At 69.3% G+C, this 26643-nt stretch carries 19 protein-coding genes; 7 read left to right on the top strand and 12 right to left on the bottom strand.

Annotation, left to right across the window (positions count from 1 at the left end; all coding sequences use genetic code 11):
• Positions 1 to 12 precede the first annotated feature (12 nt).
• The 7 genes from trxB to AB0J95_RS04675 form a co-directional block, all read right to left on the bottom strand.
• Positions 13 to 999: a thioredoxin-disulfide reductase gene (trxB, locus tag AB0J95_RS04645; RefSeq protein WP_364752253.1), complete on the bottom strand. Its 987-nt coding sequence runs from the start codon at positions 997 to 999 to the stop codon at positions 13 to 15.
• A 150-nt stretch (positions 1000 to 1149) separates the two neighbouring features.
• Complete coding sequence (locus AB0J95_RS04650; RefSeq protein ID WP_364752256.1) at positions 1150 to 1914, bottom strand: hypothetical protein; 765 nt, start codon at positions 1912 to 1914, stop codon at positions 1150 to 1152.
• Positions 1911 to 2537, bottom strand: coding sequence for an RNA polymerase sigma factor SigM (sigM, locus tag AB0J95_RS04655; RefSeq protein ID WP_364752258.1), 627 nt, complete (start codon positions 2535 to 2537; stop codon positions 1911 to 1913). The genes AB0J95_RS04650 and sigM overlap by 4 nt, the downstream gene beginning before the upstream one ends.
• 44 nt (positions 2538 to 2581) lie before the next feature.
• Positions 2582 to 4171 (bottom strand): protein kinase family protein, encoded by a 1590-nt coding sequence (locus AB0J95_RS04660; RefSeq protein WP_364752260.1) that lies wholly within the window; start codon positions 4169 to 4171, stop codon positions 2582 to 2584.
• Positions 4172 to 4265: 94 nt separating this feature from the next.
• Positions 4266 to 5939 carry a murein biosynthesis integral membrane protein MurJ gene (gene murJ / locus AB0J95_RS04665; RefSeq protein WP_364752263.1) on the bottom strand — a complete coding sequence of 558 codons (1674 nt, stop codon included), beginning with the start codon at positions 5937 to 5939 and terminating at the stop codon, positions 4266 to 4268.
• Positions 5936 to 8104: a DUF6049 family protein gene (locus AB0J95_RS04670; protein WP_364752266.1), complete on the bottom strand. Its 2169-nt coding sequence runs from the start codon at positions 8102 to 8104 to the stop codon at positions 5936 to 5938. The genes murJ and AB0J95_RS04670 overlap by 4 nt, the downstream gene beginning before the upstream one ends.
• Positions 8101 to 8667 (bottom strand): NUDIX hydrolase, encoded by a 567-nt coding sequence (locus tag AB0J95_RS04675; protein ID WP_364752269.1) that lies wholly within the window; start codon positions 8665 to 8667, stop codon positions 8101 to 8103. The genes AB0J95_RS04670 and AB0J95_RS04675 overlap by 4 nt, the downstream gene beginning before the upstream one ends.
• A 55-nt stretch (positions 8668 to 8722) precedes the next feature.
• Between AB0J95_RS04675 and AB0J95_RS04680 the strand changes: the two genes are divergently transcribed.
• Complete coding sequence (locus tag AB0J95_RS04680; protein ID WP_364753483.1) at positions 8723 to 10222, top strand: CCA tRNA nucleotidyltransferase; 1500 nt, start codon at positions 8723 to 8725, stop codon at positions 10220 to 10222.
• Here AB0J95_RS04680 and AB0J95_RS04685 read toward each other — a convergent pair.
• Positions 10133 to 11425 carry an MFS transporter gene (locus AB0J95_RS04685; RefSeq protein WP_364752272.1) on the bottom strand — a complete coding sequence of 431 codons (1293 nt, stop codon included), beginning with the start codon at positions 11423 to 11425 and terminating at the stop codon, positions 10133 to 10135. The two genes, AB0J95_RS04680 and AB0J95_RS04685, sit on opposite strands and share 90 nt — an antisense overlap.
• Positions 11426 to 11977: 552 nt before the next feature.
• On the opposite strand from AB0J95_RS04685, the gene AB0J95_RS04690 reads away from it, so the two are divergent.
• Entirely contained in the window at positions 11978 to 12559 is a 582-nt protein-coding gene (locus AB0J95_RS04690; protein WP_364752275.1) for a YqgE/AlgH family protein, read from the top strand.
• On the opposite strand, the gene AB0J95_RS04695 is transcribed toward AB0J95_RS04690, so the two are convergent.
• Positions 12521 to 12949 carry an SdpI family protein gene (locus tag AB0J95_RS04695; RefSeq protein WP_364752277.1) on the bottom strand — a complete coding sequence of 143 codons (429 nt, stop codon included), beginning with the start codon at positions 12947 to 12949 and terminating at the stop codon, positions 12521 to 12523. The genes AB0J95_RS04690 and AB0J95_RS04695 overlap by 39 nt on opposite strands.
• A 66-nt stretch (positions 12950 to 13015) precedes the next feature.
• On the opposite strand from AB0J95_RS04695, the gene AB0J95_RS04700 reads away from it, so the two are divergent.
• Positions 13016 to 14119 (top strand): esterase-like activity of phytase family protein, encoded by a 1104-nt coding sequence (locus AB0J95_RS04700; protein WP_364752280.1) that lies wholly within the window; start codon positions 13016 to 13018, stop codon positions 14117 to 14119.
• A 134-nt stretch (positions 14120 to 14253) separates the two neighbouring features.
• Entirely contained in the window at positions 14254 to 17085 is a 2832-nt protein-coding gene (gene leuS / locus AB0J95_RS04705) for a leucine--tRNA ligase (protein ID WP_364752283.1), read from the top strand.
• Here leuS and AB0J95_RS04710 read toward each other — a convergent pair whose 3' ends face one another.
• Entirely contained in the window at positions 17086 to 20247 is a 3162-nt protein-coding gene (locus AB0J95_RS04710) for a hypothetical protein (RefSeq protein WP_364752285.1), read from the bottom strand.
• A gap of 22 nt (positions 20248 to 20269) precedes the next feature.
• The gene (locus AB0J95_RS04715; RefSeq protein ID WP_364752287.1) at positions 20270 to 20995 is read right to left on the bottom strand and encodes a TetR/AcrR family transcriptional regulator; all 726 of its coding nucleotides are present in this window, start codon (positions 20993 to 20995) and stop codon (positions 20270 to 20272) included.
• Positions 20996 to 21110: 115 nt separating this feature from the next.
• On the opposite strand from AB0J95_RS04715, the gene AB0J95_RS04720 reads away from it, so the two are divergent.
• The 3 genes from AB0J95_RS04720 to ptsP all read left to right on the top strand — a co-directional run bounded on the left by AB0J95_RS04720 (position 21111) and on the right by ptsP (position 26018).
• Positions 21111 to 23237: an MMPL family transporter gene (locus AB0J95_RS04720; RefSeq protein ID WP_364752289.1), complete on the top strand. Its 2127-nt coding sequence runs from the start codon at positions 21111 to 21113 to the stop codon at positions 23235 to 23237.
• A gap of 277 nt (positions 23238 to 23514) precedes the next feature.
• The gene (locus AB0J95_RS04725) at positions 23515 to 24378 is read left to right on the top strand and encodes a ribokinase (protein WP_364752292.1); all 864 of its coding nucleotides are present in this window, start codon (positions 23515 to 23517) and stop codon (positions 24376 to 24378) included.
• An 11-nt stretch (positions 24379 to 24389) separates the two neighbouring features.
• On the top strand, positions 24390 to 26018 hold the full coding sequence (gene ptsP, locus AB0J95_RS04730; protein ID WP_364752294.1) for a phosphoenolpyruvate--protein phosphotransferase: 1629 nt from the start codon (positions 24390 to 24392) through the stop codon (positions 26016 to 26018).
• Here the strand turns inward: ptsP and AB0J95_RS04735 are convergent.
• Positions 26015 to 26638 (bottom strand): DUF1707 domain-containing protein, encoded by a 624-nt coding sequence (locus AB0J95_RS04735; protein WP_364752297.1) that lies wholly within the window; start codon positions 26636 to 26638, stop codon positions 26015 to 26017. The genes ptsP and AB0J95_RS04735 overlap by 4 nt on opposite strands.
• Between the last annotated feature and the right edge of the window lie 5 nt (positions 26639 to 26643).

Below are 26643 nucleotides of genomic sequence, written 5' to 3' on the forward strand. Positions count from 1 at the left end.
CGTTCTCCTGTCCTAGCCCTGGGCCGGGGCGTAACCGCCACCGACGAGTTCGGGGGTCATGTGGGCGTGCTGCTCGCCGTGCTCGGCGAGCCAGCGTTCCGCATCGATGGCGGCGGCGCATCCGGAGCCGGCCGCGGTGATGGCCTGCCGGTAGGTGTGGTCCACCAGGTCACCGGCGGCGAACACGCCCGGGAGGTTGGTGTAGGTGCTCTGGTCCTTCACCCGCACGTAGCCGTCCTCGTCGGTGTCGACCTGGCCGGCCACCAAGTCACTGCGCGGGTCGTGGCCGATCGCGACGAACATGCCGGTCGCGTCGAGCACGCTCTCCTCACCCGTCCGGGTGTCACGAATGCGCACGCCGGTGACCTTGTCCTCACCGAGCACCTCGACGACCTCGGCGTTGGTCCGCCACTTGATCTTCTCGTTCGCCTTCGCCCGATCCAGCATGATCCGCGACGCACGGAACTCGTCGCGGCGGTGCACGATGGTCACGGTCTTGCCGAACTTGGTCAGGAAGGTCGCCTCCTCCATGGCGGAGTCGCCGCCGCCGACGACCACGATGTCGTGGTCACGGAAGAAGAACCCGTCACAGGTGGCACACGCCGACACACCACGGCCGAGCAGCGTCTGCTCGCCCGGAACGTGCAGGTACCGGGCCGCGGCGCCCATCGCGAGGACGACGGCACGCGCCGCATAACGCACGCCGTTGGCCGTGACGTACTTGACCGGGCCGTCCAGCTCGACCGACTCGACGTCCTCGGCACGCAGCTCCGCGCCGAACCGCTCGGCCTGGGCGCGCATCTGCTCCATCAGCTCGGGGCCCATGATCCCGTCACGGAAACCCGGGTAGTTCTCGACCTCGGTGGTGGTCATCAACGCGCCACCGAACTGGGTGCCCTCGAAAACCAGCGGGGACAGCTGCGCACGCGCCGCATACACGGCGGCCGTGTAGCCCGCCGGGCCGGAACCGATGATGATCAGGTTACGGACTTCAGCCATTTGTCCTCCGACTCGCCGCCAGGTACACCCTTGTCAACACGATCGTAGGGGCCGGTTGTTCCACACCTACCGGGTGACGGCGAGCACGCGTTGCCAAACATGCGAGAACGGGACCCGTTCTGGGAACGGGCCCCGGCCTGCGGCAAAGCCTCAGATGTTCTTGTCGGCCAGTTTCGACGGGGTGCCCGGACCGCAGTCCGGTCCGACCACGATCAGCCGGAACTGGCCCGCGCCGCGCACGAGGACCAGCAGCGTGCCCTTCTTGCCGTCCACGGTCACCTGACGGGCGCCGAGCGGTTCGGCGGTCGCCTTGATGCCGTTGGCCTCGAAACACGCCGCGAGCTTGGCCTTGTCCTCGAACGGGCCGTAGTCGTTCTTGCCCTTGGCCGCCTCGAGCTGGGGCTGGCCCAGATCCTCCGACTTGAAGGTCAGCGGGTCCTGAGCCGCGGAACTCGTGCCGCCAGTCGGTGGACCGGCGACCGAAGAGCCTGGTGTGGTGCTCGGGATCGCGGCGAACGCGATGCCTACCGCGGCGGCCGCCGCGGCGAGAAACCCGGCACCCCAGCCCAGCCTGCGGTTACGGCGCTTGCGGGCCTCGTCGAGGCTGACCACGTTCGGCGCCGGCTGCGGCTGCGGAGCGTGCGCCTGGGACCGGACCTGTGACTCGGCGGCGATCGCCGCGTCCAGCCGGGCCGCGAAGTGCGCGGGCATCGGCGGGGCCGGTGCCATCGCGAACTCACGCAGATCGGCCTGGGTCGCCTCCAGTGCGGCCAGGATCGCCCTGGCCTCGGGGTCCGCGTTCACCTGGGGCCACAGCTGGGCGGCGGCCCCGGGGTCGAGCGCACCGGCCTGGAGGTCGGCGAGCAGGTCGACCGACCACGGCGGACCGCCGCTCCCCCGTTCGATGCCCGTCATGTCCCCTCCCAGTGACGCCGTGGACGCCCATCGCGCGTGTCAGTTGCGTCACCTGGGACGTTCGCATCTGCACTCGGGTTCCGCAGATGGCCCAGAACTTTGGCCAGCTTGGCCCTGCCCCGGGCACAGCGGCTCTTCACCGTGCCCTCGGCGATCCCCAGCATCTTCGCCGTCTCGGCCACCGAGTAGCCCTCGACGTCGACGAGCATGATCGGCACCCGCTGCTCCTCGGACAACTCGGCCAGCGCGTTGCTCACCACCAGGCTGGTCTCGCGCTCGGCCATCGCGTCACCGGCGGCCACCGGCTCGGCCGGGCCGGTCTCGGGCAGCGGGACGGTCGGGCGGGCCTGCCGGCGCCGCACACGGTCCAGGCAGGCGTTCACCACGATCCGGTGCAGCCAGGTGGTCACCTGCGACTCCGCCCGGAACGAGCCGGCCGCCCGGAACGCCGAGATGAACGCCTCCTGCAGCGCGTCCGCGGCCTCCTCCGGGTCCCGCAGGGTACGCAGTGCCACCGCCCACATCCGGTCCCGGTGACGGCGGACGAGCTCTGCGAACGCGTGTGGATCCCCGGCGGCATGGGACGCGATCAGGTCGGCGTCCGAACTTGCTGCGGCGGTCACGCCACACACCCTATCGACTGGGAAATCTCTACCCGGTCCAGGGGTTATTGCGCGCTCGCGAAGGTCAGGTCCCGGAACTGGCTGAGGTTTTCCTTGCCCGAGCCGCCCAGTTTGGTGATCCACACCAGCACGAACTGGGTCGGTTCCGGCGCGCTGATCGGGATGTCGGTCTTCCCGTCGACGAGGGTGCCGGTGCCGATCACCTTGGTCTCGTCGAGTTTCGCGTCCAGCGAGGGGGCGGACCGGATCTCCAGGACGGTGCCGTCGCTCGGCGAGTCGACCGTGAGCTGAGCGAGCTTGGTGGCTTGCTCGAAGCTGACCATGATGCCGATGCCCTCGCGCGAGGCGGGGAACGGCTGCTTGTAGGTGGCGGTCTTCCAGATGGTCTTCGGGTTGCCGTCGGTCAGCCGCCGGATCGACCCGGAGTTGTCCTTGTCATCGCCCTTGAGCGCGTAGACCTGGACCTTGTCCGGCTTGACCGGCGTGCTGGGCTTCGGCGCGGGCGGCGGGTTGGCCTGCGGCTGCTGCCCGCCGTTGCTCGGCGCGGTCGGGCTGATCGAGACCTGCTGGGCGGTGTTGGTGGCCGAGCCGTCGCTGAACAGGCTGATCAGCTGCATACCGAGCCACGCGAGGACACCGACAGTGGCGACGGTCAGCGCCGTGACGCCGATGGCGAGCTTGCGGCGACGGCCGTCGTCCTTGACGGGTCTTGTCGTCCACACGGTCGTGGCGTCGCCGCCGTTGCCGGGCATGACCGGGTTGAGCAGGTCGGTCTGCTCCTCGATCTCCGCCTGGTGCGCCGCCGCCTCCAACAGGGTCAGCAGGGCCGAGCTGGTGCGGATGCCACCGATCGACGAGTCGGCGATCGCGCGGACCGCGAGCTCCGACAGCTGCAGCGGAACGTCCGGGCGCAGCTGGTGCGGCGGGATGGGGGTACCGCGCTGGTCACGAGGGGCGAGGGGGATGGTTGGCGGTCCGCCAGGCAGCGCCCACCGGCCGGTGAGCAGCAGGTACAGCACCGCGCCCAGGCCCTTGACGTCGTCCTGGAGGGTCGCCTGGGGCAGCGGGCCCGGGAAAGCCAGCCGCAGGGCGCCAGTAGGGCCCACAGCGACGCGTTGGGGGTGGTCGACGCCGAGCACGAGACCCGCGTGATGACCTTGTTCGACGGCAGCGGCCAGCGGCTCAAGCAGCCGGGCCGCAGTGCCGGGCGGCAACGGGTGTTCGGCGATCAGGTCGACCAGGTCGGTGCCCTGGGACCAGTCCGCCACGACCACACCGAGGACCCCCTCGCTGGGGTCGATTCCAGTCCCGACGCCGAGTACATCCAGCACGCGGGAGACCGAAGGGTTGCTGAACTGGGCCGCGTGGGCCGCGCGTTCGAGGGTGCGCCGGGCCGCGACGGTCGCCTCCCGGTCGGTGGGATCGCCGACCAGGATCGTCAGCGCGACATCCCGGCGCAGCTGCCCATCGGTGGCACGCCAAAGATGCGCGTTGCCACGCGCGTCCAGACCACACTGGTTCAGCAGACGGTATCGACCATCGCCGATGACCCCGCCCGGAAGCAGGTCACCACCGGTCGCGCGAACGCCTGGGGCGGCCGCGCCGTTGGTGTAGTCGGTCCTCCTGATCGTCACCGCACTCTCCCGTCTCCGCGCCACCCAATCTCCGCGCGACGGATACCTCGCCACGAGACTACGGGAAACCTCTCGGCCGCGAGCGCCACGCTGGTCAGCGCCGACGAATCAGACGGGTGATTTTGGCCGTGGCCGGCTTGAGCTCCTCCACCCGCAGCGCGGTCAGCACGCCGAACGACACCACGCCGGCCACCAGCCCCTCGATGATCAACGAGAGGAAAGCCCTGACAGCGTTGGAATCCGGGAGTACCCCGCCGAGCACCTTGGCCACCCCGAGCCCCGCGCCGACGCCGAGCGCGCCGGCGAACACGGAGAACAACGTGACGCCTACCACCCTGCGTGTCCTGAGGTGACCCAGACGAACCCACAGCCACACCTGGCCCAGCACAGCGCCGACCACATAGCTCAACGAGTTGACCATCAACACGCCGATCACCACGTGCTCCGACGAGAGGAGCGCCTCGCACATGTACAGCAGCGGGATCTTCACCGCGGTCATCACGACCATGATCAGCGTCGGCGTGCGCGCGTCCTTCATCGCGTAGAACACCCGCAGCTGCAACATGACCAGCGCATACGGCAGCAACCCGAACGCCGACACCGCCAGCGCGTCCCCCAGCCGGGTCGCCTCGGCGATGCTGCCGCGGCCCCACGAGAACAGCACGATGCCGATCGAGGTCCCGGTGACGGTCAGGATCGCCGAGATCGGCACCAGGATCACCGCGGACAGCCGGGACGCGTAGGACAGGTCGCCGATCAGCTTGCGGTGGTTGCCATCCGCGGCCGCGCGCGACAGCCGGGGCATGATCGCGGTCAGCAGGGACACACCGATCACGCCGTACGGCAACTGGAACAGCAGCCAGGCGTTGCTGTAGATCGACGCACCACCGGCGGCACCGGCGGTCAGCACGCGGGTGCTGATGATCAGGCCGATCTGGCTGATCGCGACGTAGCCGAGGATCCACAGCCCCAGCCCGCCGAACTCCTTGAGCCGCTCGTCGAACCCCCAGTTCCAGCGGAACTTGAAGCCGGACCGGCGCAGCGCGGGGATCAGCATCAGCGACTGCACCACGATCCCGAGCGTCACGCCGATGCCCAGGACCAGCAGTTTCGCGTCGCCCATCCGGACCGGGTTCGTCGAGATCTCGCCAGGCACCACCCAGTAGACGCCGATGGTGATCATGACGACGAGGTTGTTCATCACCGGCGCCCACGCGGTGGGGCCGAAGATGTGCTTGGCGTTCAGGATCGCGCTCAGCAGCGCGAACAGCCCGTAGAACAGGATCTCCGGCAGCAGCAGGTAGGCGAACGCGGTGGCCAGCGCGGGGTTCGCGGTCCCGGTCGAGCCGTCCATGTAGAGCCGGGTGAACAACGGCGCCAACGCGACGGCGATGACCGTGCCGACGGCAAGCAGCGTCATCCCGACGGTCAGCAGCCGTTGCGTGTAGGCCGCACCACCGTCCGGGTCGTCCTGCGCGCGCACCAGCAGCGGCACGACGACGCTGGCGAGCACGCCGCCGATCAGCAGCTCGAAGACGATGTTGGGCAGCGTGTTGGCGACGGTGAACGAGTCGTTGACCGTGGTCAGGCCGGCCGCCGCGGCGAGCATGATCTTCCAGAGGAACCCGGTGATCCGGCTGACCAGCGTGGCGATCGCCATCGACCCGGTGGCACGCGCCAGCGACCCGCCGCCCTGCTGCTGCCTGGGCGCGGTCGCCGGTTCGTTGGTCTGTCCGCCGGGGGCCACGGTGGTCCTCGCTCTGGTCAAGCTGGGCTCTGCTCCTGCTGCTCGCTCTTGCTCTTCTTGCTCCGGCGGTAGATCCGCCGGCCGGCCAGCAGCACGAGCACGCCGCCGGCGACGCCGGTCACCGCCACTGTGATCGTGCCGTACGAAGTGGAGGAAAGCTCGAACCGGGAGGAGATCCCCAGCGGAGTACCACCCGGGGTAGCCAGCTGGACGTCGACGGTGAACTTCCCGGCCCGCAGCAGCTCCGCCGGGATGATCACTGTACTGGTGCTGGACGCGGCGATCCGCCGCTCGGGGATGTCGGCCGGGCGGAACCCGGAGCTCTCCGAGATGACGAACTTCACCTGCATGGCCACCGGCAGCGCGTTGCCGATCCGGACCGGGATCGGGCTGGACGCCGAGGCCAGCGTGATCGGCTGGCCGGGCGGGCTGACGGTGACCTGGTCACGCAGCTTGTTCAGCCGGTCGTGCACGTTCGTGGCCATCGCCAGGGCGCCGTTGGTGTTGCCGCGCCAGCTGCCGGACGCCGCCCGCAGCAGACCGGTCCGCACGGGTTCGATCAGGTCGGCCGGGTCCTTGCGGCTGGTGTCGTCGGGGCGCATGGCGTCACCCAGGTCCCGCATCACCACGTTGGACTGGGCGATGTCGCCGGTGACCTGGGCGGGCAGCTCGGCGCCCGCGTCCTGCTGCGAGTAGTCCAGGCCGCTCGCCGTGCCGGTCGCGGTCGCGCTGACCAGGTCCGGCAGCACCTGCGGGTTCGCCAGCTTGTCGGTGTAGAGCTGGCCGACCGTCTCCAGGTAGAGCCGCTGCTCGCTGGCCGGGGCGGTCCACCGGCGCGGCGGCGCGATCAGCACCGACCGGCTCGGCGAGTCGGCCAGCGCGGTGCGGAACACCAGCGCGGCCAGGCCGCTCTGCACCGACACCGGACCGGCCGCGTTGCCGGCCAGCGCGGAGGACACCAGCGGGTCGATCGGCACCGCGCGGTTGGCCTGGCTGATCGCGTACGGCGACTGCCCGCTCAGACCCTTGAGCCGGTCCGGGTTGATCAGCACGGTCGCGTTGCCGGAGATGTCGGCAAGGGCGCGCTGGTCCAGCGTGCTGTCCAGCGGCCAGAGCACGCCCTGCTGCGGCTGGACCGGCTTGAGGATGTCGGCGACGGTCGACATACCCTTCTCGGCCGCGGTCTTGGTCAGGTCGGCCGCGTTGGCCCGGGACAGCGCCGTCACGTCGGCATCGGCGTACGGCAGCGCGATCACGCACTGGCCGCGGGTGAGCTGCCTGAGCTTGGCCAGCCAGCGCTGGGCGATGTCCTTGCCCCGGCCCGGCGCGGTCTGCCCGTCCCCGGTGCGCACCTGGTAGCCGTCGGACATCGAGTTGACCGTGGACAGCAGGTCGCCGTCGACCGCGAAACAGATCGACGAGGCCAGCGACGGGTTCGCCCCGGCGGTGATCTCGACCGCGTTGAGCATCCCGTAGAGCCGCCCGCCGACCGCGAGCGAACCCGCCAGGTCGTCGTCGGACAGCACCTCCTGGCCGTTGACGGTCTCCTGCAGCACCCGCGGGTGGTCGTCGACCAGCGGCCACAGCACGGTGATCCGCGACGGCTGAGCGGGCGCGTTCACCCCGCGCAGCACCGGCAGCAGGACGTTCAGCCCGGCCAGCCGCTCGGTACCGCCGAACGCGGGCCGGCCGTTGACGTTGATCAGGACCGGGTACACCCCCGGGCCCTCGAGCTTGAGCGAGTCCACCGGGACGGTGAGCTCGAACGGCGCGCTCGCCCCCGGCTCGAGCGACTTGGTGACCGGCGTGAACCCCGGCCGGATCGTGTCGGTGTCCGGCGGGCGGCTCATCGCCTCACGCAGCTTGCCCTCGTTGGTGATCGCGTCACCGCGCTGCAGCCGGACCTCCAGCTGGTCGATCCGGCGGCTGCCGCTGTCGATGTTGGTCACCTGCCCGGTCACCTTGATCGACTGCGTGTCGGCGCGGATCACCCGGGGGGTGAGCTGGGTGATGTCCAGCTTCAGCCGGGACTGCGTGTCGGCGGGCGGCGCGGGCGCGACCCCGATCGGGGCGACCAGCGGGTCCGGCCCCGGCTGTTGCGCGACCGCGACCGGGCCGCTGACCAGCATCATCACGCCGGCCGCGAGCGCCAGCGAAACTTGGGTGGCGAAGCGCACCCGACTCATGGTGTTCGACCCTTCGGCACGTCAAGGCCATCCGAGAACGGCACCTCGTCGCCCTGACGGGGCGCCGGTGCACTCTCGGAGAGTAGTTGCATGGCCTTGCGCACCAACCGGCGCTCGTCCGCATACGCGAGCCGGGCGTCCAGATCGTCCAGCGCGACCCAGGCGACCTCGGTCACCTCGGTGTCCTCATCGGACAACTCACCCGACTGGGCGAGCAGCAGGTAGTGGTGGACGGTTTTGTGCACCCGCCGGTTCTCCGCCACGAACCAGTAGTCGATCGAGCCGAGCGACCGGACCACCTCGCCGGTGATCCCGGTCTCCTCCTTGACCTCGCGCACCGCGGTCTGCTCGGGCGTCTCGCCGTCCTCGATGTGCCCCTTGGGCAGCGACCACAGCAGCCGGCCCTTGCGGTCCAGCCGGCCGATGATCACCGCGTTGACCTGGTCCTCGTCGATCACCAGGCCGCCGGCCGAGGTCTCGTCCACCGTGGTCAGCCGCCTGCCCCGGCGCCGGCCGCGACGCCCGGACCGGGCGCCGTTGGGACGGCCAGCTGACGGGGACATGAACTCGATCGTAATGGCGTGGCGACGTCAACTAGCCTGGTTCGCCGTGTCGACGATGCTGGCAAAGCAGAATGCGGTGGTGGAACTGCTGCGGATCTCCCCGGTCGCGGACGAGCTGACCGCCTTGTTCACCAAGGCTGGTCAGAGCCTGTTCCTGGTCGGTGGCAGCGTCCGCGACGCGCTGCTGGGCCGGCTGGGCAACGACCTGGACTTCACCACGAACGCGCGACCCGATCAGGTGATGCGCCTGGTGTCGGGCTGGGCCGACGCGGTGTGGGACGTGGGCATCGAGTTCGGCACGGTCGGCGCGTCGAAGAACGGCGTGATGTGTGAGATCACGACGTTCCGCGCGGACTCCTACGACGGCGTGACCCGCAACCCCGAGGTCAAGTTCGGCGACTCGATCACCGACGACCTCAAGCGCCGGGACTTCACCGTGAACGCCATGGCCGTGGACCTGGCGAACAAGCAGTTCGTCGACCCGTACGGCGGCATGGAGGCGCTGTCGGCGCGCGTTCTGGACACCCCGGCGGCGCCGGAGGAGTCGTTCGGCGACGACCCGCTGCGGATGATGCGGGCCGCCCGGTTCACCAGCCAGCTCGGCTTCACCGCGACACCGCGGGTTTTCGAGGCGATGACGGCGATGGCCGAGCAGATCACCCGGATCACGCCCGAGCGCGTGCAGACCGAGCTGTCCAAGCTGCTCTGCGGCAAGCACCCGCGCGACGGCATCGAGCTGCTGGTGGAGTCCGGGATCGCCGGGTACGTGCTGCCCGAGGTGCCGGCCATGCGGCTGGAGATCGACGAGCACCACCAGCACAAGGACGTCTACGAGCACTCGCTCGTCGTGCTGGAGCAGGCGATCGACCTGGAGGAGCCGGACACCGAGCCGGACCTGATCCTGCGGCTGGCCGCGCTACTGCACGACATCGGCAAGCCGGACACCCGGCGGCACCTCCCGGGCGGGGGCGTGTCGTTCCACCACCACGAGGTGGTCGGCGCCAAGATGGCCCGCAAGCGTTTGCGCGCGCTGCGGTACTCCAAGGAGATCATCGAGAACGTCGCCGACCTGGTGTTCCTGCACCTGCGGTTCCACGGGTACGGCAAGGGCGAGTGGACCGACTCGGCCGTGCGCCGGTACGTCACCGACGCCGGCCCGCTGCTGGCGCGGCTGAACAAGCTCGTCCGGGCCGACTGCACGACCCGCAACCGCCGCAAGGCGCAGGCACTGCAGCGGTCCTACGACGACCTGGAGGCCCGGATCGCACGGCTGGCCGCCGAGGAGGACCTCGCGCGGGTGCGGCCGGACCTGGACGGCAACGAGATCATGCGGCTGCTGGGCATCCCGGCCGGCCCGCTGGTCGGCAAGGCCTGGAAGTTCCTCAAGGACCTGCGGCTGGACCGCGGGCCGCTGGAGCACGACGAGGCCGTCGCCGAGCTGTTCGAGTGGGCCCGGGCGCAGGGGCTAAGCGGTCCGTTCCCGGCGGGCGGCGGCGAGGTAGCCGGCGACCCCGAGCAGGTAGACCAGCACGGTGACGATGATCAGGGCGTGTGAGTGACCGTTGGCCGGCACCACGGTGGCGGCCAACGCGATCGACACCACCTGCGTGATGTTGAACAGCGTGTCGTAGAGCGAGAACACCCGGCCGCGCGACTCGTCGCCGACATCGCTCTGGATCGCCGAGTCCACGCAGAGCTTGATCACCTGACCGGCACCGAACAGCAGGAACGCGGCGAACAGCATGGCCAGCAGGGTGAACGGCGTGCCCAGGCCGAGCATGGTCGCCGCGGCCAGCAGCAACGCGCCGATGATCACCTTCTGCCGCCCGAACCGGCTGACCAGCCTCGGCGTCACCACCCCGGCGGTGAACAACCCGAGCCCGACCATCCCGGCCATTTCGCCGAGCCCGGTCAGCCCGGCGCGGAGCAGGCCCAGGTCGGTGAAGTAGTAGCGCATCAGCAGCACGGCCATCAGCAAGGCGACGCTGCTGGACATCCGGTGGGCCAGCAGTGCGACGAGGCTGGCGATGACTCGGGGCGCGTGCCAGGCGGCTTTGGCTCCGTCGATGAGTCCGCGGGCCACGGCGAGCACGGTTCCGGCCGGTTCGTCTACTTCGTCCGGTCCTAGGCGGCCTTTGGTGAACCTGATCGCGAAGAACGCTGCCAGGAGCGAGCCGATGACCGCGACTGAGGTGGTGAGTCCGGATCCGAAGTCGCCTTCGCCGAACACCTTTCGCAACCCGATCGCGCACCCACCCCCGACGACCGCCAGCAGGGCACCGAAGGTGACCGCGAAGGAGTTGGCCTGCACGAGGTTGCGTTGGGGCACGACGTGCGGGAGGGCGGCGGACAGGCCGGCGCCGATGAACCTGCCTACGCCGAGGACGAGGAGGGAGAACAGGAAGAGGACCTTGCTGTCCAACCCGGCCAGCAATCCGGTCGCTGCCGTGAGGACCAGGCCGACGCGGACCATGTTGGCGACGACGAGGACGCGGCGGCGGTCCCATCGGTCGAGGAGGGCGCCCGCGAACGGGCCGACGATCGAGTAGGGCAGCAGGATGGCGGTGAAGCCGGTGGCGATCGTCAGGGGGTCGGCGCCGCGTTCGGGGTTGAACAGGACGGCACCGGCCAGACCGGCCTGGAAGAGGCCGTCGCCCCACTGGGAGGCGAACCGGCTGTAGAGAAGCCGACGGAACTCGGAGAGTGCCAACAACTGCCGGGTTGGCACCCGCTGCTTCTCATCGACCACCGCCGTCACGAAAACCCAGCCTACTTAAGACAGCAAACCGACAGGCCGCTCCAGCTGGACAACACATAAAACCCCCGGTGAACCCCTCGCTTGGGATCGGACATAACCGGCGGTGGGTTGAGGCGCGTCCTGAGGCTGGGTGAAAGAGATGTCCTCGCCGGACAGGCAGACCACCAAGAGGGGCAAGGGCAACGGATCCTTCGGATCCTTGGGGAGGGACAGAACACGAGGCCGGGGTCTGTTGCGCTTACGCGCCCCCAAAGCCCTGGAGGTGGGTGCGCTGGAAGGCGACGCCGCCGAAGGCGGCACGTGGGGGGGTTTGGGGGGCTCGGCCCCCCAACATAATCCGAGCGACCCGGCGAGGCGACGAAGGAGCCGAGCAGGGTCGCCCGGAAGCGAGGGTCGACGCGCCCGGTCGCCTCACGGCGAGTGGCGCGACATGGCTCCAGCCGGACGGTATTCCATGAAGGCTCTTTTGGTTGAGCCCGGGGGACACGTTGACGCGTCGACCAAGGCAACAACGTACACGGTCCGTGTGTTGTTCCCGTGGCTGGTGGGATCATGTGCGGCGTGCGACCCGACGCTGACGTTGAGCCAGGAACGCTGCTTGTGGCGGCCCCGAGCCTGCTCGACTCGAACTTCCGCCGGACGGTGGTCTACATCATCGACCATCGTGGGGAGGGGACTCTTGGGGTCGTGCTCAACCGTCCGAGTGATGTTCCCGTGCACGATGTGCTGCCCGCGTGGGGGCCGCATGTGAGTGAGCCGCAGTCTCTTTTTGTGGGTGGGCCGGTGGAGCAGAAGACCGCGCTGTGTCTTGCCGCGTTGCGGACTGGGGAGGATGCGGCGGGGCTCAGTGGGGTGATTTCTGTGCGTGGGCCCGTTGCTCTGGTCGATCTTGATGCCGACCCGGATCAGCTCGCGCCCAAGGTCAAGGGGCTGCGGGTGTTCGCCGGGTACGCGGGGTGGGATGTCGACCAGCTCGCCGGGGAGATCGAGCGGGGTGACTGGATCGTGGTGCCCGCGTTGCCCAACGACGTGCTGGCCTCACCGGACCAGGACTTGTGGGGACGGGTGTTGCGGCGGCAGGGGATGCCGATCTCGCTACTCGCCACCCACCCCGGGGACGTCCGACTTAACTAGCTTCTTGACGCCGCAGGTGCCGCATGCGCAGCCCGCGCATCCGGCGGGCAGCTCCGGCTCGGGTTCGGGTACCGCGAGGGCCGCCTTGTGCCCGAGCATGCCGCCCGCGCTGGCGATGGCGACCATGCCCACGGCGGCCACGATGCCCGCGATCAGCCCGCCGGCGGGCAGCCCGAACGCGAGCACCCCGCCCAGCACGCCGACCAGGCCGGCGACCATGATCGGCAGGCCGGCCACGCGGTTGCCGATCCGGAACGTGTCGGCGTCGCGGAGGGTGGCGGCGGTGCGCACACCGGCGAACCGGTTCACCGGCAGCCGCTCGGCCAGCCCGAGAAGGCCTAAAACCGCCACAATCGCCCCAAGAGCGGCGAGTACGGAAGCAAGGATCACGACACCGATGTTAGGTGTCGTGTCAGCTTCACCTGCCGGACACCCTCATTGGATGTGCTACACGCCATGTCGAAACGCCTCATCGCGGCCGCTGCTGCCGCCGCCGTCGCCGCGACCGGCCTGCTGGTCGCGCCCGCGTCAGCGGGCACCACGAACGTCCGCCTGCTCGGCGAGAAGATCATTCCCAAGGGCCTCGTCTTCGCGGGCACCGCTGTGGGTGGGCTGTCCGGGATCGACCGCGATCCCCGGACCGGTGAGTACGTCCTGATCAGCGACGACCGGTCGGCGATCAACCCGGCTCGCTTCTACACCGCCAAGATCGACGTCTCCAAGAACGGCATCGGCGACGTCACCTTCACCTCGACCCACCCGTTCCTGCAGCCCGACGGCACCACGTACCCGAACGGTGGGGTCGACCCGGAGGACATCCGGGCCGACCCGTGGACCGGCCAGATCACCTGGAGCCAGGAGGGTGAGCGCAAGCCCGGTGTGCTGATCGACCCGTCGATCCGCAACGCGACCAGGGACGGCAAGTTCCGCAACGAGCTGCCGCTGCCCGCGAACGAGCACATGTCCGCCGGCGAGACCGGCCCCCGGCAGAACCTGGTCCTCGAGGGTTTGTCCTACGCGGCGGCGGGCACGCTGGTGGTCAGCTCGGTCGAGTCGCCGCTGCTGCAGGACGGCCCGCTGCCCACCCAGGAGAAGGGCGCCCTGTCCCGGGTCACCGTCCAGGCCCGCACCGGCCAGGTCCTGGCCCAGTACGCCTACCCGCAGGAACCCATCTTCGCCTTCCCGAACCCGCCGACCGCGTCCGCCAGCACCGGCGTCTCGGCCATGGTCGCCGCCGACCCGCTGGACCCGACCCGGTTCCTGCTGGTCGAACGCTCCTTCGTCACGGGTGTCGGCAACCGGGTGCGGATCTTCGAGGCGAGCACCCTGGGCGCGACCAACGTGCTGGACAAGAGCCTGACCGGGGCAAAACCCATGCACAAACGGCTGCTGGCCGATCTCGCCGACCTCAAACTGTCCACTGTGGACAACGTCGAGGGGATCACCTGGGGCCCGCGGCTGCCCTCCGGCGAGCGCACGCTGCTGCTGGTCAGCGACGACAACTTCAGCCCCACGCAGGTCACGCAGATTGTCGCTTTGGCGGTCCGCTATCCTCAGTGACATGGGCACGGCCCGCCTGCTTCTTAGCCGGCCGCGCTGACCACACACTGACAGGTTGGCGCGGCGACCCCTCATGCCCATTGCGGGCTGAGGGGTTTCGCGTTGTTCGGGGCCGACAGGGAAGGACTCGCAAGATGAGCGAGAGTGCTGCGGAGGCGGTACCGGCGCACCGGTACACGGCCACGCTGGCTGGAGCGATTGAACGCCGTTGGCAGGCGTACTGGGAGGAGCACGGCTCCTACCACGCCCCCAACCCCGTGGGACCGCTCGCCGGACCACTGCCCGAGGACAAGATGTTCGTCCAGGACATGTTCCCGTACCCGTCCGGCGCGGGCCTGCACGTCGGGCACCCGCTGGGCTTCATCGGTACGGACGTCTTCGCCCGGTACTACCGGATGCTGGGCCGCAACGTGCTGCACACGATGGGCTTCGACGCGTTCGGCCTGCCCGCCGAGCAGTACGCCATCCGCACCGGCCAGCACCCGCGCAAGACCACCGAGGACAACATCAACACCTACCTGCGGCAGATCCGCAGGCTGGGGCTGGGCCACGACGAGCGGCGCCGGATCTCCACCATCGACCCGCAGTACTACCGCTGGACCCAGTGGATCTTCCTGCAGATCTACAACTCCTGGTACGACGAGCGCGCCGGCAAGGCCCGGCCGATCGCCGAGCTGGTGGCCGAGTTCGCGCAGGACAAGCGCCGCACGCCGGACGGCCGCAACTGGTGTGAGCTGACCGCGGGCGAGCAGCAGAACGTGCTGAACTCCTACCGCTTGGTCTACCTGTCCGACGCGCCGGTGAACTGGGTGCCCGGCCTGGGCACGGTGATCTCCAACGAGGAGGTCACCGCCGACGGCCGGTCCGAGCGCGGCAACTTCCCGGTGTTCCGCCGCAACCTGCGCCAGTGGATGATGCGGATCACCGCGTACGCCGACCGGCTGATCGACGACCTGGACCGGCTGGACTGGCCGGACAAGATCAAGGCGATGCAGCGCAACTGGATCGGCCGCTCGCACGGCGCCCGGGTCCGGTTCGCCACGGCGGGCGCGGACATCGAGGTGTTCACCACCCGGCCGGACACGCTGTTCGGTGCGACGTACATGGTTCTGGCGCCGGAGCACCCGCTGGTCGACTCGCTGGTGTCGGCCGAGTGGCCGTCCGATGTGGACAGCCGGTGGACCGGTGGCGCGGCCACGCCCGCGGAAGCCGTTGCGGCGTACCGCCGGGCCGCGTCGATGAAGTCCGAACTGGACCGTCAGGAGAACAAGGACAAGACCGGCGTCTTCATCGGCGCGTATGCGACCAACCCGGTCAACAACAAGCAGATCCCGGTCTTCATCGCCGACTACGTGCTGATGGGCTACGGCACCGGCGCGATCATGGCGGTGCCCGGCCAGGACGCGCGCGACTGGGACTTCGCGACGGCGTTCGGCCTGCCGATCATCCGCACGGTCCAGCCGAGCGAGGGCTTCGACGGCGACGCGTACACCGGCGAGGGCCCGGCGATCAACTCTGGGTTCCTGGACGGCATGGCCATCGACGAGGCCAAGAAGACGATCATCGCCTGGCTGGAGGAGCACGACCACGGCCGCGGCACCATCCAGTACAAGCTGCGCGACTGGCTGTTCTCCCGGCAGCGCTACTGGGGGGAGCCGTTCCCGATCGTCTACGACGAGGACGGCGTGGCGCACCCGCTGCCCGAGTCGATGCTGCCGCTGGAACTGCCCGAGGTGGACGACTACTCCCCCACCACCTACGACCCGGAGGACGCGAACACCGAACCCTCGCCGCCGCTGTCGCGCGCGACCGAGTGGGTGGACGTCGAGCTGGACCTGGGCAACGGCAAGCGCCGCTACCGCCGGGACACCAACACCATGCCGAACTGGGCCGGTTCCTGCTGGTACCAGCTGCGGTACGTGGACCCGACCAACTCCGAGCGGTTCGTCGCCGAGGAGAACGAGCGCTACTGGCTGGGCCCGCGCACCGAGCAGTTCGGCCCGCAGGACCCGGGTGGCGTCGACCTGTACATCGGCGGCGTCGAGCACGCGGTGCTGCACCTGCTGTACTCGCGGTTCTGGCAGAAGGTGCTGTTCGACCTGGGCCACGTGACCGGGCCGGAGCCGTACCGCAAGCTGTTCAACCAGGGCTACATCCAGGCGTACGCCTACCTGGACGCGCGCGGCCAGTACGTGCCCGCGGCCGAGGTCGTGGAGAAGGACGGCAAGTTCTTCTACAACGACCAGGAGGTCACGCAGGTCTACGGCAAGATGGGCAAGACCGAGCAGAACGTGGTCACGCCCGACGAGATGTGCGAGACGTACGGCGCGGACACCTTCCGGTTCTACGAGATGTCGATGGGCCCGATGGAGGTCTCCCGGCCGTGGGCGACCAAGGACGTCGTTGGCGCGCAACGGTTCCTGCAGCGGCTGTGGCGCAACGTGGTGGACGAGCACACCGGCGAGGTGCGGATCACCGACGCGGAGCCGACCGAGGAGGACCTGCGCCAGCTGAACCGCGCCATCGACGGGATCCGTGAGGACTACGCGGCGATGCGGTTCAACACGGCCGGCGCCAAGCTGATCGAGCTGAACAACCACGTCACCAAGACCTACAGCGCCACCGAGGGCACGCCCCGCGCGCTGGCCGAGCCGTTGGCGCTGATGCTGGCGCCGCTGGCCCCGCACATCGCCGAGGAGCTGTGGTCGCGGCTGGGCCACACCGAGTCGCTGATCCACGGGCCGTTCCCGGTCGCCGACGAGAAGTACCTGGTCGACGACACCGTGGAGTACCCGGTTCAGGTCAACGGCAAGGTCCGGTCCCGCGTGGTGGTGCCGTCGGCCGCCTCGCAGGACGAGGTCAAGGCGGCCGCGCTGGCCGACGAGAAGATCGTGGCCCTGACGGACGGGAACGAGCCCCGCAAGGTGATCGTCGTCCCCGGCCGTCTGGTCAACGTGGTGCTGTAATCATTCGACAGCTGTCGTGATCGCGAGGGCTGCGTCGCGCACACCGGGATCGGGGTGCCGGCGCAGTTCTCGTACCCGCGCTCGCCAGGCGTCGTGCCAGCCCACCGTGTGGCCGGCTCTGAGCAGCGTGACCAGCAGGTAGGGGTCGCTGAGCCGCAGCACGGCCTTGGTGAGCATCGCCTTGTCCCACTGCCACAGCAGGTCGAGGATCTGCTGGCCCAGCGCGATGGCCAGCTGCGGCATGCCACTGACGAGCTGTTCGAGCGCGAGCAGGTCGTCGATCAGCTCCGCGGACCGGCCGCGGATGGTGGTGGCCCGCAACCGCAGGGCATCAGGCCTGATCTCGTCCTGGGTCAGGCTGTCGGCGACACGCAGGATGAGCTCGCGCCGTGGTGGGTGCATGTTCCACGGCTCGGAGATCCACTCCACCACCCGGCGTGCACGTTGCAGGCCAGGCAGATCCCGGTCCTCCTCGGCGTCCGGGCCAAGACGGGACAGCAGTGTGCGCAGGGTCGTGACGACGGCCTCGGCGCCGGCGCCGGTGTGCACATGGCTGGTCAGACTCATCGCGGCCGACTCCCAGCCGGCGCGTTCGCCCAGGTCGGTGACGGCGGCGATGAGGATCGCGCCGGCCTCGGGGTACCAGTGCGTCCAGGCGCCTAGCGCTCCAAGGGATTCGTCGCGCAGACGGTCGTCCGGGCCGGTGGCGAGCCCGGCGATCAGTGCGCCCACCCCGGCCCGGTGTTGTTCGGCGACCGAGTACGGCTGGACCCGGAGCACCTGCATGCTGACCTCGCGCGGTCCGCTCACCGCGGCCCGCAACAACTCCCACGCCTCCGGGTCGTCCAACCAGGACAGTGCGGCGAACGCCGCGGCGGCCCGGACATCCCGGTGCTGGTTCGGCATGTTCCACGTGGAGCGAAGGATCTGGACGGCGCCGGGCACCCGGAAGTCACTCGCCAGCCGGACGAGTTCCTTGCGGACGGTCACGCGGCCGCCCTGCTCCAGCGCGGCCAGCAGCTTGGGCACGAGTGCGCTCGGCGCGACCCGGCGGGCACACCGGCGGATCGTGTACATCGAGGTCAGCTCGGCCTGGCCGCGGTTGTCCGACAAGGCCCGCTGGAACAACAGGTCCAGGGCCTCGGCCGGGTCGTCGGCGTCCGGCAGCACGGCGAGCGCGGCCTGGGCGATCAGCTCGTCCGCGGAATCCAGGTAGCGCAGGACGTTCCGCTTGGCCGGACCGTGGATGGTGCCCAGTGTCCGGACCGCGCGGGCTCTTGTTTCCCGCGAGTGGCTCTCGCTGTCGGCCAGGGTCATCACCAGCTCGGCGTAGCGGGCGCGCTGTGCGGGCGTCCAGAACCGGGTTCCGTCCAGCCCCAACGGGATCAGCCGGACCTTCTTCGGCGCGAACGTCCCTTCCGGAATCTCACTGCCGAGCATGACGTCCAGCAGGTCGGTCCGGGAGTACTGCAGGACGTTCAGCACCGACGGCACGAACACCGCGGTCGGGTCCAGCTCCAGAATCCTTGCCACGCGGTCGTTGCGGTGGCGTGGGTCGGCGAGTAGGAGGTTGATCGCCTCGCGGGACGCGTGCTCCAGGTCCCACGGGATCGCGTTCCACAACAGCTCCAGCAACTCCGGCATGTCCCAGGCCCGTGGGCCGAACGTGCGGGTGAGGGCGAACGCGGGCGAGAAGTCGACCTGCTCGGCCTCCTTGGTCACGGTGTTCCTGAGCGCGGCGAAGACCTCGTGCTCCTGGCCGCGGCGCAGGCGCTGGCCGAACCGGCCCAGGCTGTACCAGCCCTCCCGCGTCCACCAGTCGGCGAGGATCCGCAGCGCCATCGCGGACCCGTGGTGCACCAGCAACTTCTCGCAGACCCGGGCGACCGCCTGACCGGTGCCCGGCGAGAAGTCCCTGGCGTTGAAGGCATCCGTGGCGACCTGGGCAAGTTCGGGCGCATCGCCGAGCGCCTTCGGGCTGGCCTGGGCAAGACCCTGCAGCGCGGCCATCCGCACCGGGTCCTGTTCGCGCTTGAGCCGCTCGGCCAGCCATGGCAACAGCTCGGTGAGCCGAAAGTCCCTGGCGGCGCAGAAGATCAGCAACGGGTAGCCGATGGCCCGGTCGTCCGCCTCGCCGCTCCGGGTGACGTCGATCAGGGCATCCTTGCCCTCGTCGTAGGGCAGGAACGCGGTCAGCCGCCGGATCCGCGGTTCGTCGGCCTTCTCCCGGGCGATCGCGAGCATCCGGCGGGCCTCCTCGGCGGCACGCACGCGCGGCAACAGCCGCAGCACATCCTCGGGCACGTCGAAACGGGCCATGGTGAGGTCGGCGTGGACGGCGTCGAAGAACTCCGCTCGCCGCGACGGAGGCAACGCCTTCAGCACCGGTGGAAGCGTCCGGCGGCCGAGCAGGACCAGCTCGGGCGGGTTGGCCTTGGCGAGTTCCAGGTACGCGGCCTTGCTCAACGAGCAGCGGCGGTCCTCGGTGAGGCGGATGAACCGGCCGGGATCGGTCCTGGCCAGGACGGTCGTCGAGGGACCGCTGAACGGCAGCCAGTCCACCGGCGGGAACTGTTCGACCAGGTCGAGCACACGAACCGGGTCATGGGTGACCACCTGGTCGATGGCGTATCCGTAGGTCCGCCACCAGGTGTCGTACGCCTCCAGCTCGGCCAGTTCCGCGAACGCGCGCGCCAAGATCAGCTCGGGGTGGCGCTTGGCGATCGCGATCCGGTTGACCGCGTGCGCGAGCACCGGAAGCCACCGTTCCACTGTGGACGAACCGCACAACGGCAGCAGGCTTCCGGCTTCGAAGACGTCCTGTGTCGTATGCACGGTCTCGAGCAGCGCTTCGGCCAAAGCGGACAACCGCTTCGACCGGATCCGCCGGAACAGCTTGCGCCGCACGTCCATCGGCAGGTCCGGCAGCGCTTCGCGAAGCAGTTCCGGATCGAGCCTAGGCAGGCTGGACGACGCCACCACCCGCAGCTGCAGTGCGACAACGCCCGAGGTCAGCCCGCGTTCCAGGGTCGGCAGGTGGTTGACGACCTCCGCCAGGTCCAGCGCCAGCTCGGCATCCTCGGACCACACCGCCGCCAGCTCGTCCGGCGTCATGGCCTTCGCGCGTTCGGTGATGTCGCGGCGGCGGGTCACATAGGACATGCGGCCATCGTCTCGGACCCGTCTACTCGATTGTGAGACCCGCTTCCTGGACCAGTCCGGCGAGCATGATCTCGAAGAGCGCGTCGGTGTTGCTGACCACGAAAGGGAAGTGCTCGAACACCTCCAGCGCGACCTGCCCGTACAGCCGGATCCAGAACTGCAGCACCATGTAGGCGGTACCGATGCTGAGCACGTCGTCCGGCACCTCCACCCCGGTCGCCGCGACCGTGGCCAGCATGTCGGCGCGGAAGTGCTCGAGGTCGGCGCGCATCACCTCGGGCACCTCGTCGTCGCTCGGTGGCGTGATCTGCTTGGCCATCAGCACCTTGCCGGCGACCGACAGGAAGATCTGGCCGAACGGGTCCGACTTCAGCTCCGGCGAGCCGCTCATCCCGGTCGGGGAGGCGAACACCATGGTGAACTCGCGCGGGTGCGCCAGCGCCCAGCGGCGGAACCCGCGGCAGATGGTGAGCACCTGGGTGACGGTGTCGGTCTCCGGGATCCCGGCCAGGTCGGTGGTCAGCTCCTCGGCGAGGTCGGCGCAGATGTCCATCCGCACGTGGTGCACGAGGTCCTCGCGGGACGAGTAGTACCGGTACAACGCGGGGGCGGTGATCCCCAGCTGACGGGCGATCGCGCGCAGGGTGACCGCCTCCGGACCCTCGTTGACCAGCAGTGTTCGTGCCTGCTGGCGGATGTCCCGGTCCGTCGCTGCCCGCGCGCGTTCCCGACGTGTGGGCTCGCTCATACCTCACCCCATCTGGTGTAAACACCGTTTACCAACGCGTACCCTCGACCCCAGAACAGTGAACGGTGTTTACGCAGTTCTCACTGTTCATGCAGACGCTAGTCAACAACCGGCGTTGTGCACCACCGAACGGGAGGAACCGGACGTGTTCAACAAGTGGGGTGCGGTGGCCTATCGGCGCCGGTGGACGGTGCTCATCACCGTTCTGGTGCTCGCCGTGGCCGGTGGTCTCTGGGGACTCGGCGTATTCGATCGCATGAAGCAGGGTGGCTACTACGACGACTCGAGCCCGTCGGCAACGGCGACCCGGATCGCCGAACAAGCCCTGGGCCAACGGCAACCCGACGTCGTCGTGGTCTACGACGCCGGGTCCGTCGACACCCCGGCGGTCGCTCAGAAGGTCCAGGCAGTGATCGCCGCCCTCCCCGGCGACACCGTGACACACAAGACCAGCTATTGGGACAGCCACAGTCCAGTCTTGGCCGACGCTTCGAAGCGATACGGCTTGGTGACCCTCACCCTCGCGGGCGATGAGAGCACCCGGTTGGGCAACTACGCGAAGGTCAAGGACCTGCTCAACGTCGACGGAGTACCACACCAGGTCGCCGGGGCGACGGCCATGGCCTACACGATCGGAGCCGAGTCCAAATCGGACCTGACGACCGCCGAGGCGATCTCGATGCCGGTCGTGCTGGTGCTGTTGCTGCTGATCTTCGGCAGTGTCGTGGCTGCCTTGCTGCCGGTGCTCGTCGGCGGGCTCGCGATCGCCGGGTCGCTCGGGGTGCTCAACGCGCTGTCGTATGCCGTGGACGTGAACAACTTCGCCGTCAACGTGGCGACCCTGCTGGGCCTGGGTCTGGCGATCGACTACGGGTTGTTCGCCGTGGGACGGTTCCGCGAGGAGCTGGCTGCCGGACGCTCGTCTGCGGAGGCCGTGCGGCGGACGGTGGCCACGGCCGGGCGGACCATTGCTTTCTCCGCGACCCTGCTGGTCATCGCGTTGGCCGGGTTGCTTGTGTTCCCGCTGCCGTTCCTGCAGTCGATGGCCTATGGCGGGATGTCCGCGGTCGCCATCGCCGCTCTGGTCTCGTTGACGCTGCTGCCTGCGCTGTTGGGGATCTTGGGGCCGCGGGTGGACAAGCTGTCGCTGCCGTGGCGTCGTGCTGGGGATCCGCGGTGGCTCGGCCGGATTGGCAGTGCCGTGATGCGCAAGCCGTTGGCTTTCGCGCTGCCGATCGTGGCCGTGCTGGTGGTGCTCGCGGTGCCGTTCGGGTCGCTGCACTTCGGCGCGGTGACCGAGAAGCAGCTGCCGCCGGGCGACCCGACTCGGCAGGCCGTCGAGATGATCGGCACCAACTTCCCGGCGCTGAGCAACAACGGCGCCGACGTCATCGTGCCTGGTCCGGACTATCTGGCTCGCGTTCAGGCGGTGCCCGGCGTCGCGCAGGCAACCGTCGTCGGCACCAAGGACAACGTGACCGTGGTGCACGCTGCCCTGGTCGGTGACCCGGTGAGCGACACCGCGCAGCACGCGATCTCCGGCCTGCGGGCGCTGGGTCCGGAGGTGCAGGTCGGTGGGTTCACCGCGCAGGTCATGGACGGCAACCAGGCGATCGTGGACAACATGCCGTTGATGATCGCGATCCTGGTCGGGGCGACGCTGCTGCTGATGTTCCTCGCGTTCGGGTCGGTGCTGTTGCCGATCAAGGCCGTGGTGATGAGCGCTCTGTCGCTGTCGGCCACCTACGGCGTGCTGGTGTTCGTGTTCCAGCTGGGCCACGGCGCCGGGCTGCTGAACATCACCCCGGAACCGTTGCAGGCCGGGATGTTCGTGCTGATCGGGGCGGTCGTGTTCGGACTGTCCACGGACTACGAGACGTTCCTGCTGTCCCGGATGATCGAGGCCCGGCACACCGGCATGAGCACGCCCGACGCGGTGCGCACCGGGCTGGTCCGGACCGGCCGCATGATCAGCGCGGCGGCGCTTTTGCTCATCGTGGTGACAGGCGCGTTCGCGATGTCCGGTCTTTCCATGATGAGGTTCGTCGGGGTGGGCATGATTGCCGCCCTCATTCTCGACGCCACCGTGGTCAGAATGCTGCTCGTGCCCGCCGTGCTGCGGCTGCTGGGCAATGCTGCTTGGTGGGCGCCCGGACCGCTCAAACGCTTGCAACAGCGTGCAGGAATCGGCGAGGTCCCGGCCGGCGAAAACCCCGTTAACCGCCAGGTCGAGCTGGTATAGCAAATAATCATGGGGAAATGTGCTGGCGGTGCCGATCGCTCGGGGGGCTACACGATCGGCACCGCCAGCACAGAAGCCCGGCTCACGGCCCCCTGGCCCGAACCGGACCCCAGCACCGCGATGATGGTCGCGGCGAGGGTCTGTACTCCGTCTGGGACGGGTATACACGACGTTCACTCACATTGTGGCATCACCTATCCCAGTAGAGCTGGAATTGTTAACAGATGCGCATGCAGATGCACTTGCATACACACGCCGCATGGCAAGGTGAACACCCGTGAGCACCGACGTTGTAGTGGTAGGTTCGGCGAACGCCGATCTGGTCGTGGCGGTCGACCGCCGTCCCGGTCCGGGGGAGACCGTGCTGGGTGCGGATACCGAAGTTCACCCGGGTGGGAAAGGCGCGAACACCGCCGTCGCCGCGGCAAAGCTCGGCGCAAGCGTTTCCCTCGTGGCGGCGATTGGCCGGGACTCCTACGGGCGGTTGCTCGAGGAATCCCTGCGGAACGCCGGGGTGGACACCGCCCCGATTCGGAAAACCGAACGGCCGACCGGCATCGCCTACATTTTCGTCACCCCGGACGGGGAGAACTCCATCCTGGTCTCGCCGGGCGCGAACAGCGCGCTGGCCGAGGATGATCTGACCTTCGGGGACGCGAAAATCCTGGTGGCCTCGCTGGAGGTTCCGCTGCCCACGATTGAGCGGGCGGTGGCGCTGGCCGCGGCACGAGGGATTCGCGTGGCTGTCAACGTTTCGCCACCGGCCCCGCTTTCCGCGGATACCCTCGCCGTGCTCGACCCGATCGTGGTGAACGAGCACGAGGCCGCCCAGTTGCTCGGCGGTGATTCCGATCCGCGCGGATTGCTCGCCCTCGGGCCGCGTTCGGCCGTTGTCACCCTCGGTTCGAAAGGCGCGCTGGTCATCGAGCCGGACGGCGTGCAGGAGATCTCGTCACCACGTGTCACGGCGGTTGACACAACCGGTGCGGGCGACGCGTTCACCGGTGCCCTCGCCGCCGAACTCGCTCGCGGAGCCTCGTTGGGGGACGCGGCCCGGTTCGCCGTCAAGGTTGCTGCGATCTCCGTCACGAGAAAGGGTGCGCAGCCTTCTTACCCTTCAGTAGAGGAGTTGGCCGAGTAGGGTTTCCACTCATGCTGAGTGGCGTGGGTGTGAGTCCTGGCCGGGCGGCGGGTCCGGTAGTCCTGGTCACGGAACCACCCGGGGAGCCGCCCTCGGGCCCGGCCCCGGCCGACCTGGCCGCGGAGGCGGGCCGGATCGGCCCGGCCGCCGAGCTGGTCGCCGCCCGTTTGCAGGAACGGGCCGCCGCGGCCACCGGCGATGCGAAGACGCTGCTGGAGACGACGGCGATGATGGCCGCCGACCCCTCACTGCGCATGCAGGCCGAACAACTGGTCGCCAGCAACAAGATCCCCGCCGCGCGGGCCGTGCACGAGGCCGCGTCGACTTTCATGGACTCGCTGCGTGCCGCGGGCGGCTACATGGCCGAGCGCGTGCGTGACGTCGAGGACGTGCGCGACCGCTTGGTCGCCGAACTGCTTGGCGTGCAGCCTCCCGGCGTGCCGACGCTGACCGAGCCGAGTGTGCTGCTCGCCCGTGACCTCGCCCCGGCGGACACCGCCGTGCTGGACCCGTCGAAGGTCCTTGCCCTGGTGACCGAGGAAGGAGGGCCGACCAGCCACACCGCGATCCTCGCGCGTTCGCTGGGCATCCCCGCTGTCGTTGCTGTGCAGGGGATTCTCGCCGCGGGCCCGGCGCAACTGATCGTCGATGGGGAGATCGGCACGGTCGAGATCCCACGCGGCCCGATCACCCCGTTCGCCGCCGAGGTCCGCGCCGAGGCCGTGTGGAACGGCAAGGGCGCGCTGGCCGACGGCATGCGGATCAAGGTGCTGGCCAACGTCGGCTCCCCCAAGGACGCCCAGGCCGCCGCGGACGCCGGCGCCGAGGGCGTCGGCCTGTTCCGCACCGAGTTCTGCTACCTCGACGCCACCGACGAGCCCACTGTGGACGACCAGCGCAAGGCCTACGCCGCCGTGCTGGCACCGTTTCACGGGAAACCGATCATCGTCCGCACCCTCGACGCCGGCGCCGACAAGCCCCTGGCCTTCCTCAACCCCGACCCCGAGATCAACCCGGCGCTGGGCGTCCGCGGCATCCGGATCTCCAAGCAGCGCCCCGAAGTCCTGAACCGCCAACTCGAGGCCATCGTCCTGGCGGCCAACGAGACCGGCGTCGAACTGTCGGTCATGGCGCCCATGGTCGCCACCGTCGAGGAGGCCGCCTGGTTCGTCGACCGCGCGCACGCCGCCGGGGTCACGCGGGCCGGGGTGATGATCGAGGTCCCCGCCGCCGCCTTGGTGGCCGAGGAACTGTTCGGGGTCGTGGACTTCATCAGCATCGGCACCAACGACCTCGCTCAGTACACCCTTGCCGCGGACCGGCAGCTGGGCGCTGTCGCGGCTTTGAACGATCCTTGGCAGCCCGCGTTGCTGCGGTTGATCGCCATGATCGGCAAGGCTGCTGGCGCTGCCGGGAAGCCCGCCGGGGTTTGTGGTGAGGCCGCTGCGGATCCGCTGCTGGCTGGAGTGCTTGTCGGGCTTGGTATCAGCAGTCTGTCGATGAACGCCGGTTCCGTGCGTCGAGTCGGCGCCGCTCTGGCCCGGCATTCGGAGGACTTCTATCGCCAGGTCGCGCGGGCGGCGCTCGTGTCGCATACCCCCGCTGACGCCAAGTCGACTGTCCGGGCGATGGTGTCCTAGCGGTCGGTGGAGACCTTCCAGGGGAAGCGGATCACGAGGGAACCCAGCCGGAGGTAGGTCGGGCGCTTGATCTTGACGGAGCCGGCCCGCACGATGCCGCGGATCCGGAAGTGCGGGCCGCCGGGTTCCTGCGGACGCGAGATCTTGTTGTGCAGGGAACCGGCGGCCAGCTGAACATCATCGGTGTCCACTGTGGCGTGTTGGGGGAGCAGGATCCTCACCGAGCCCGCGGTGATGTCCAGCTCCACGTCGACTTCGCGCGTCTGGATGTCCGCGTCGCTGAAGTCGAGGTCGCAGGAGCCCATCTTGTTGCGGACGATCAGTTCCCGCGGCACCGCCCAGCGCCCGCTCCGGCGGAGCTTCGACATGGTGTTGCGCAGTTCGAGGCGCGGCTTGGCGGTGGCGGCCGGCTGGGTTTCGGGGTGGACCAGGCCGGGCAGGTCGATCAGCACCGCGTTCAGCTCGGAGCGGGTCTTGGCCGCGAGCGCGGTGTCCGTTCTGGTCGTGAACTCGTCGAGGGTGATCAGGCCCTGGCCGATGGCCTTCTGCAGCACCGCGACGACGTGCTCACGTTCGGCGTCGCTCACCCTGAGGGTGCGGGGGTCGACCGGCTCGCTCACGACCT

It is taken from the genome of Actinocrispum sp. NPDC049592 (assembly GCF_040675465.1).
Classification (GTDB): domain Bacteria; phylum Actinomycetota; class Actinomycetes; order Mycobacteriales; family Pseudonocardiaceae; genus Kibdelosporangium.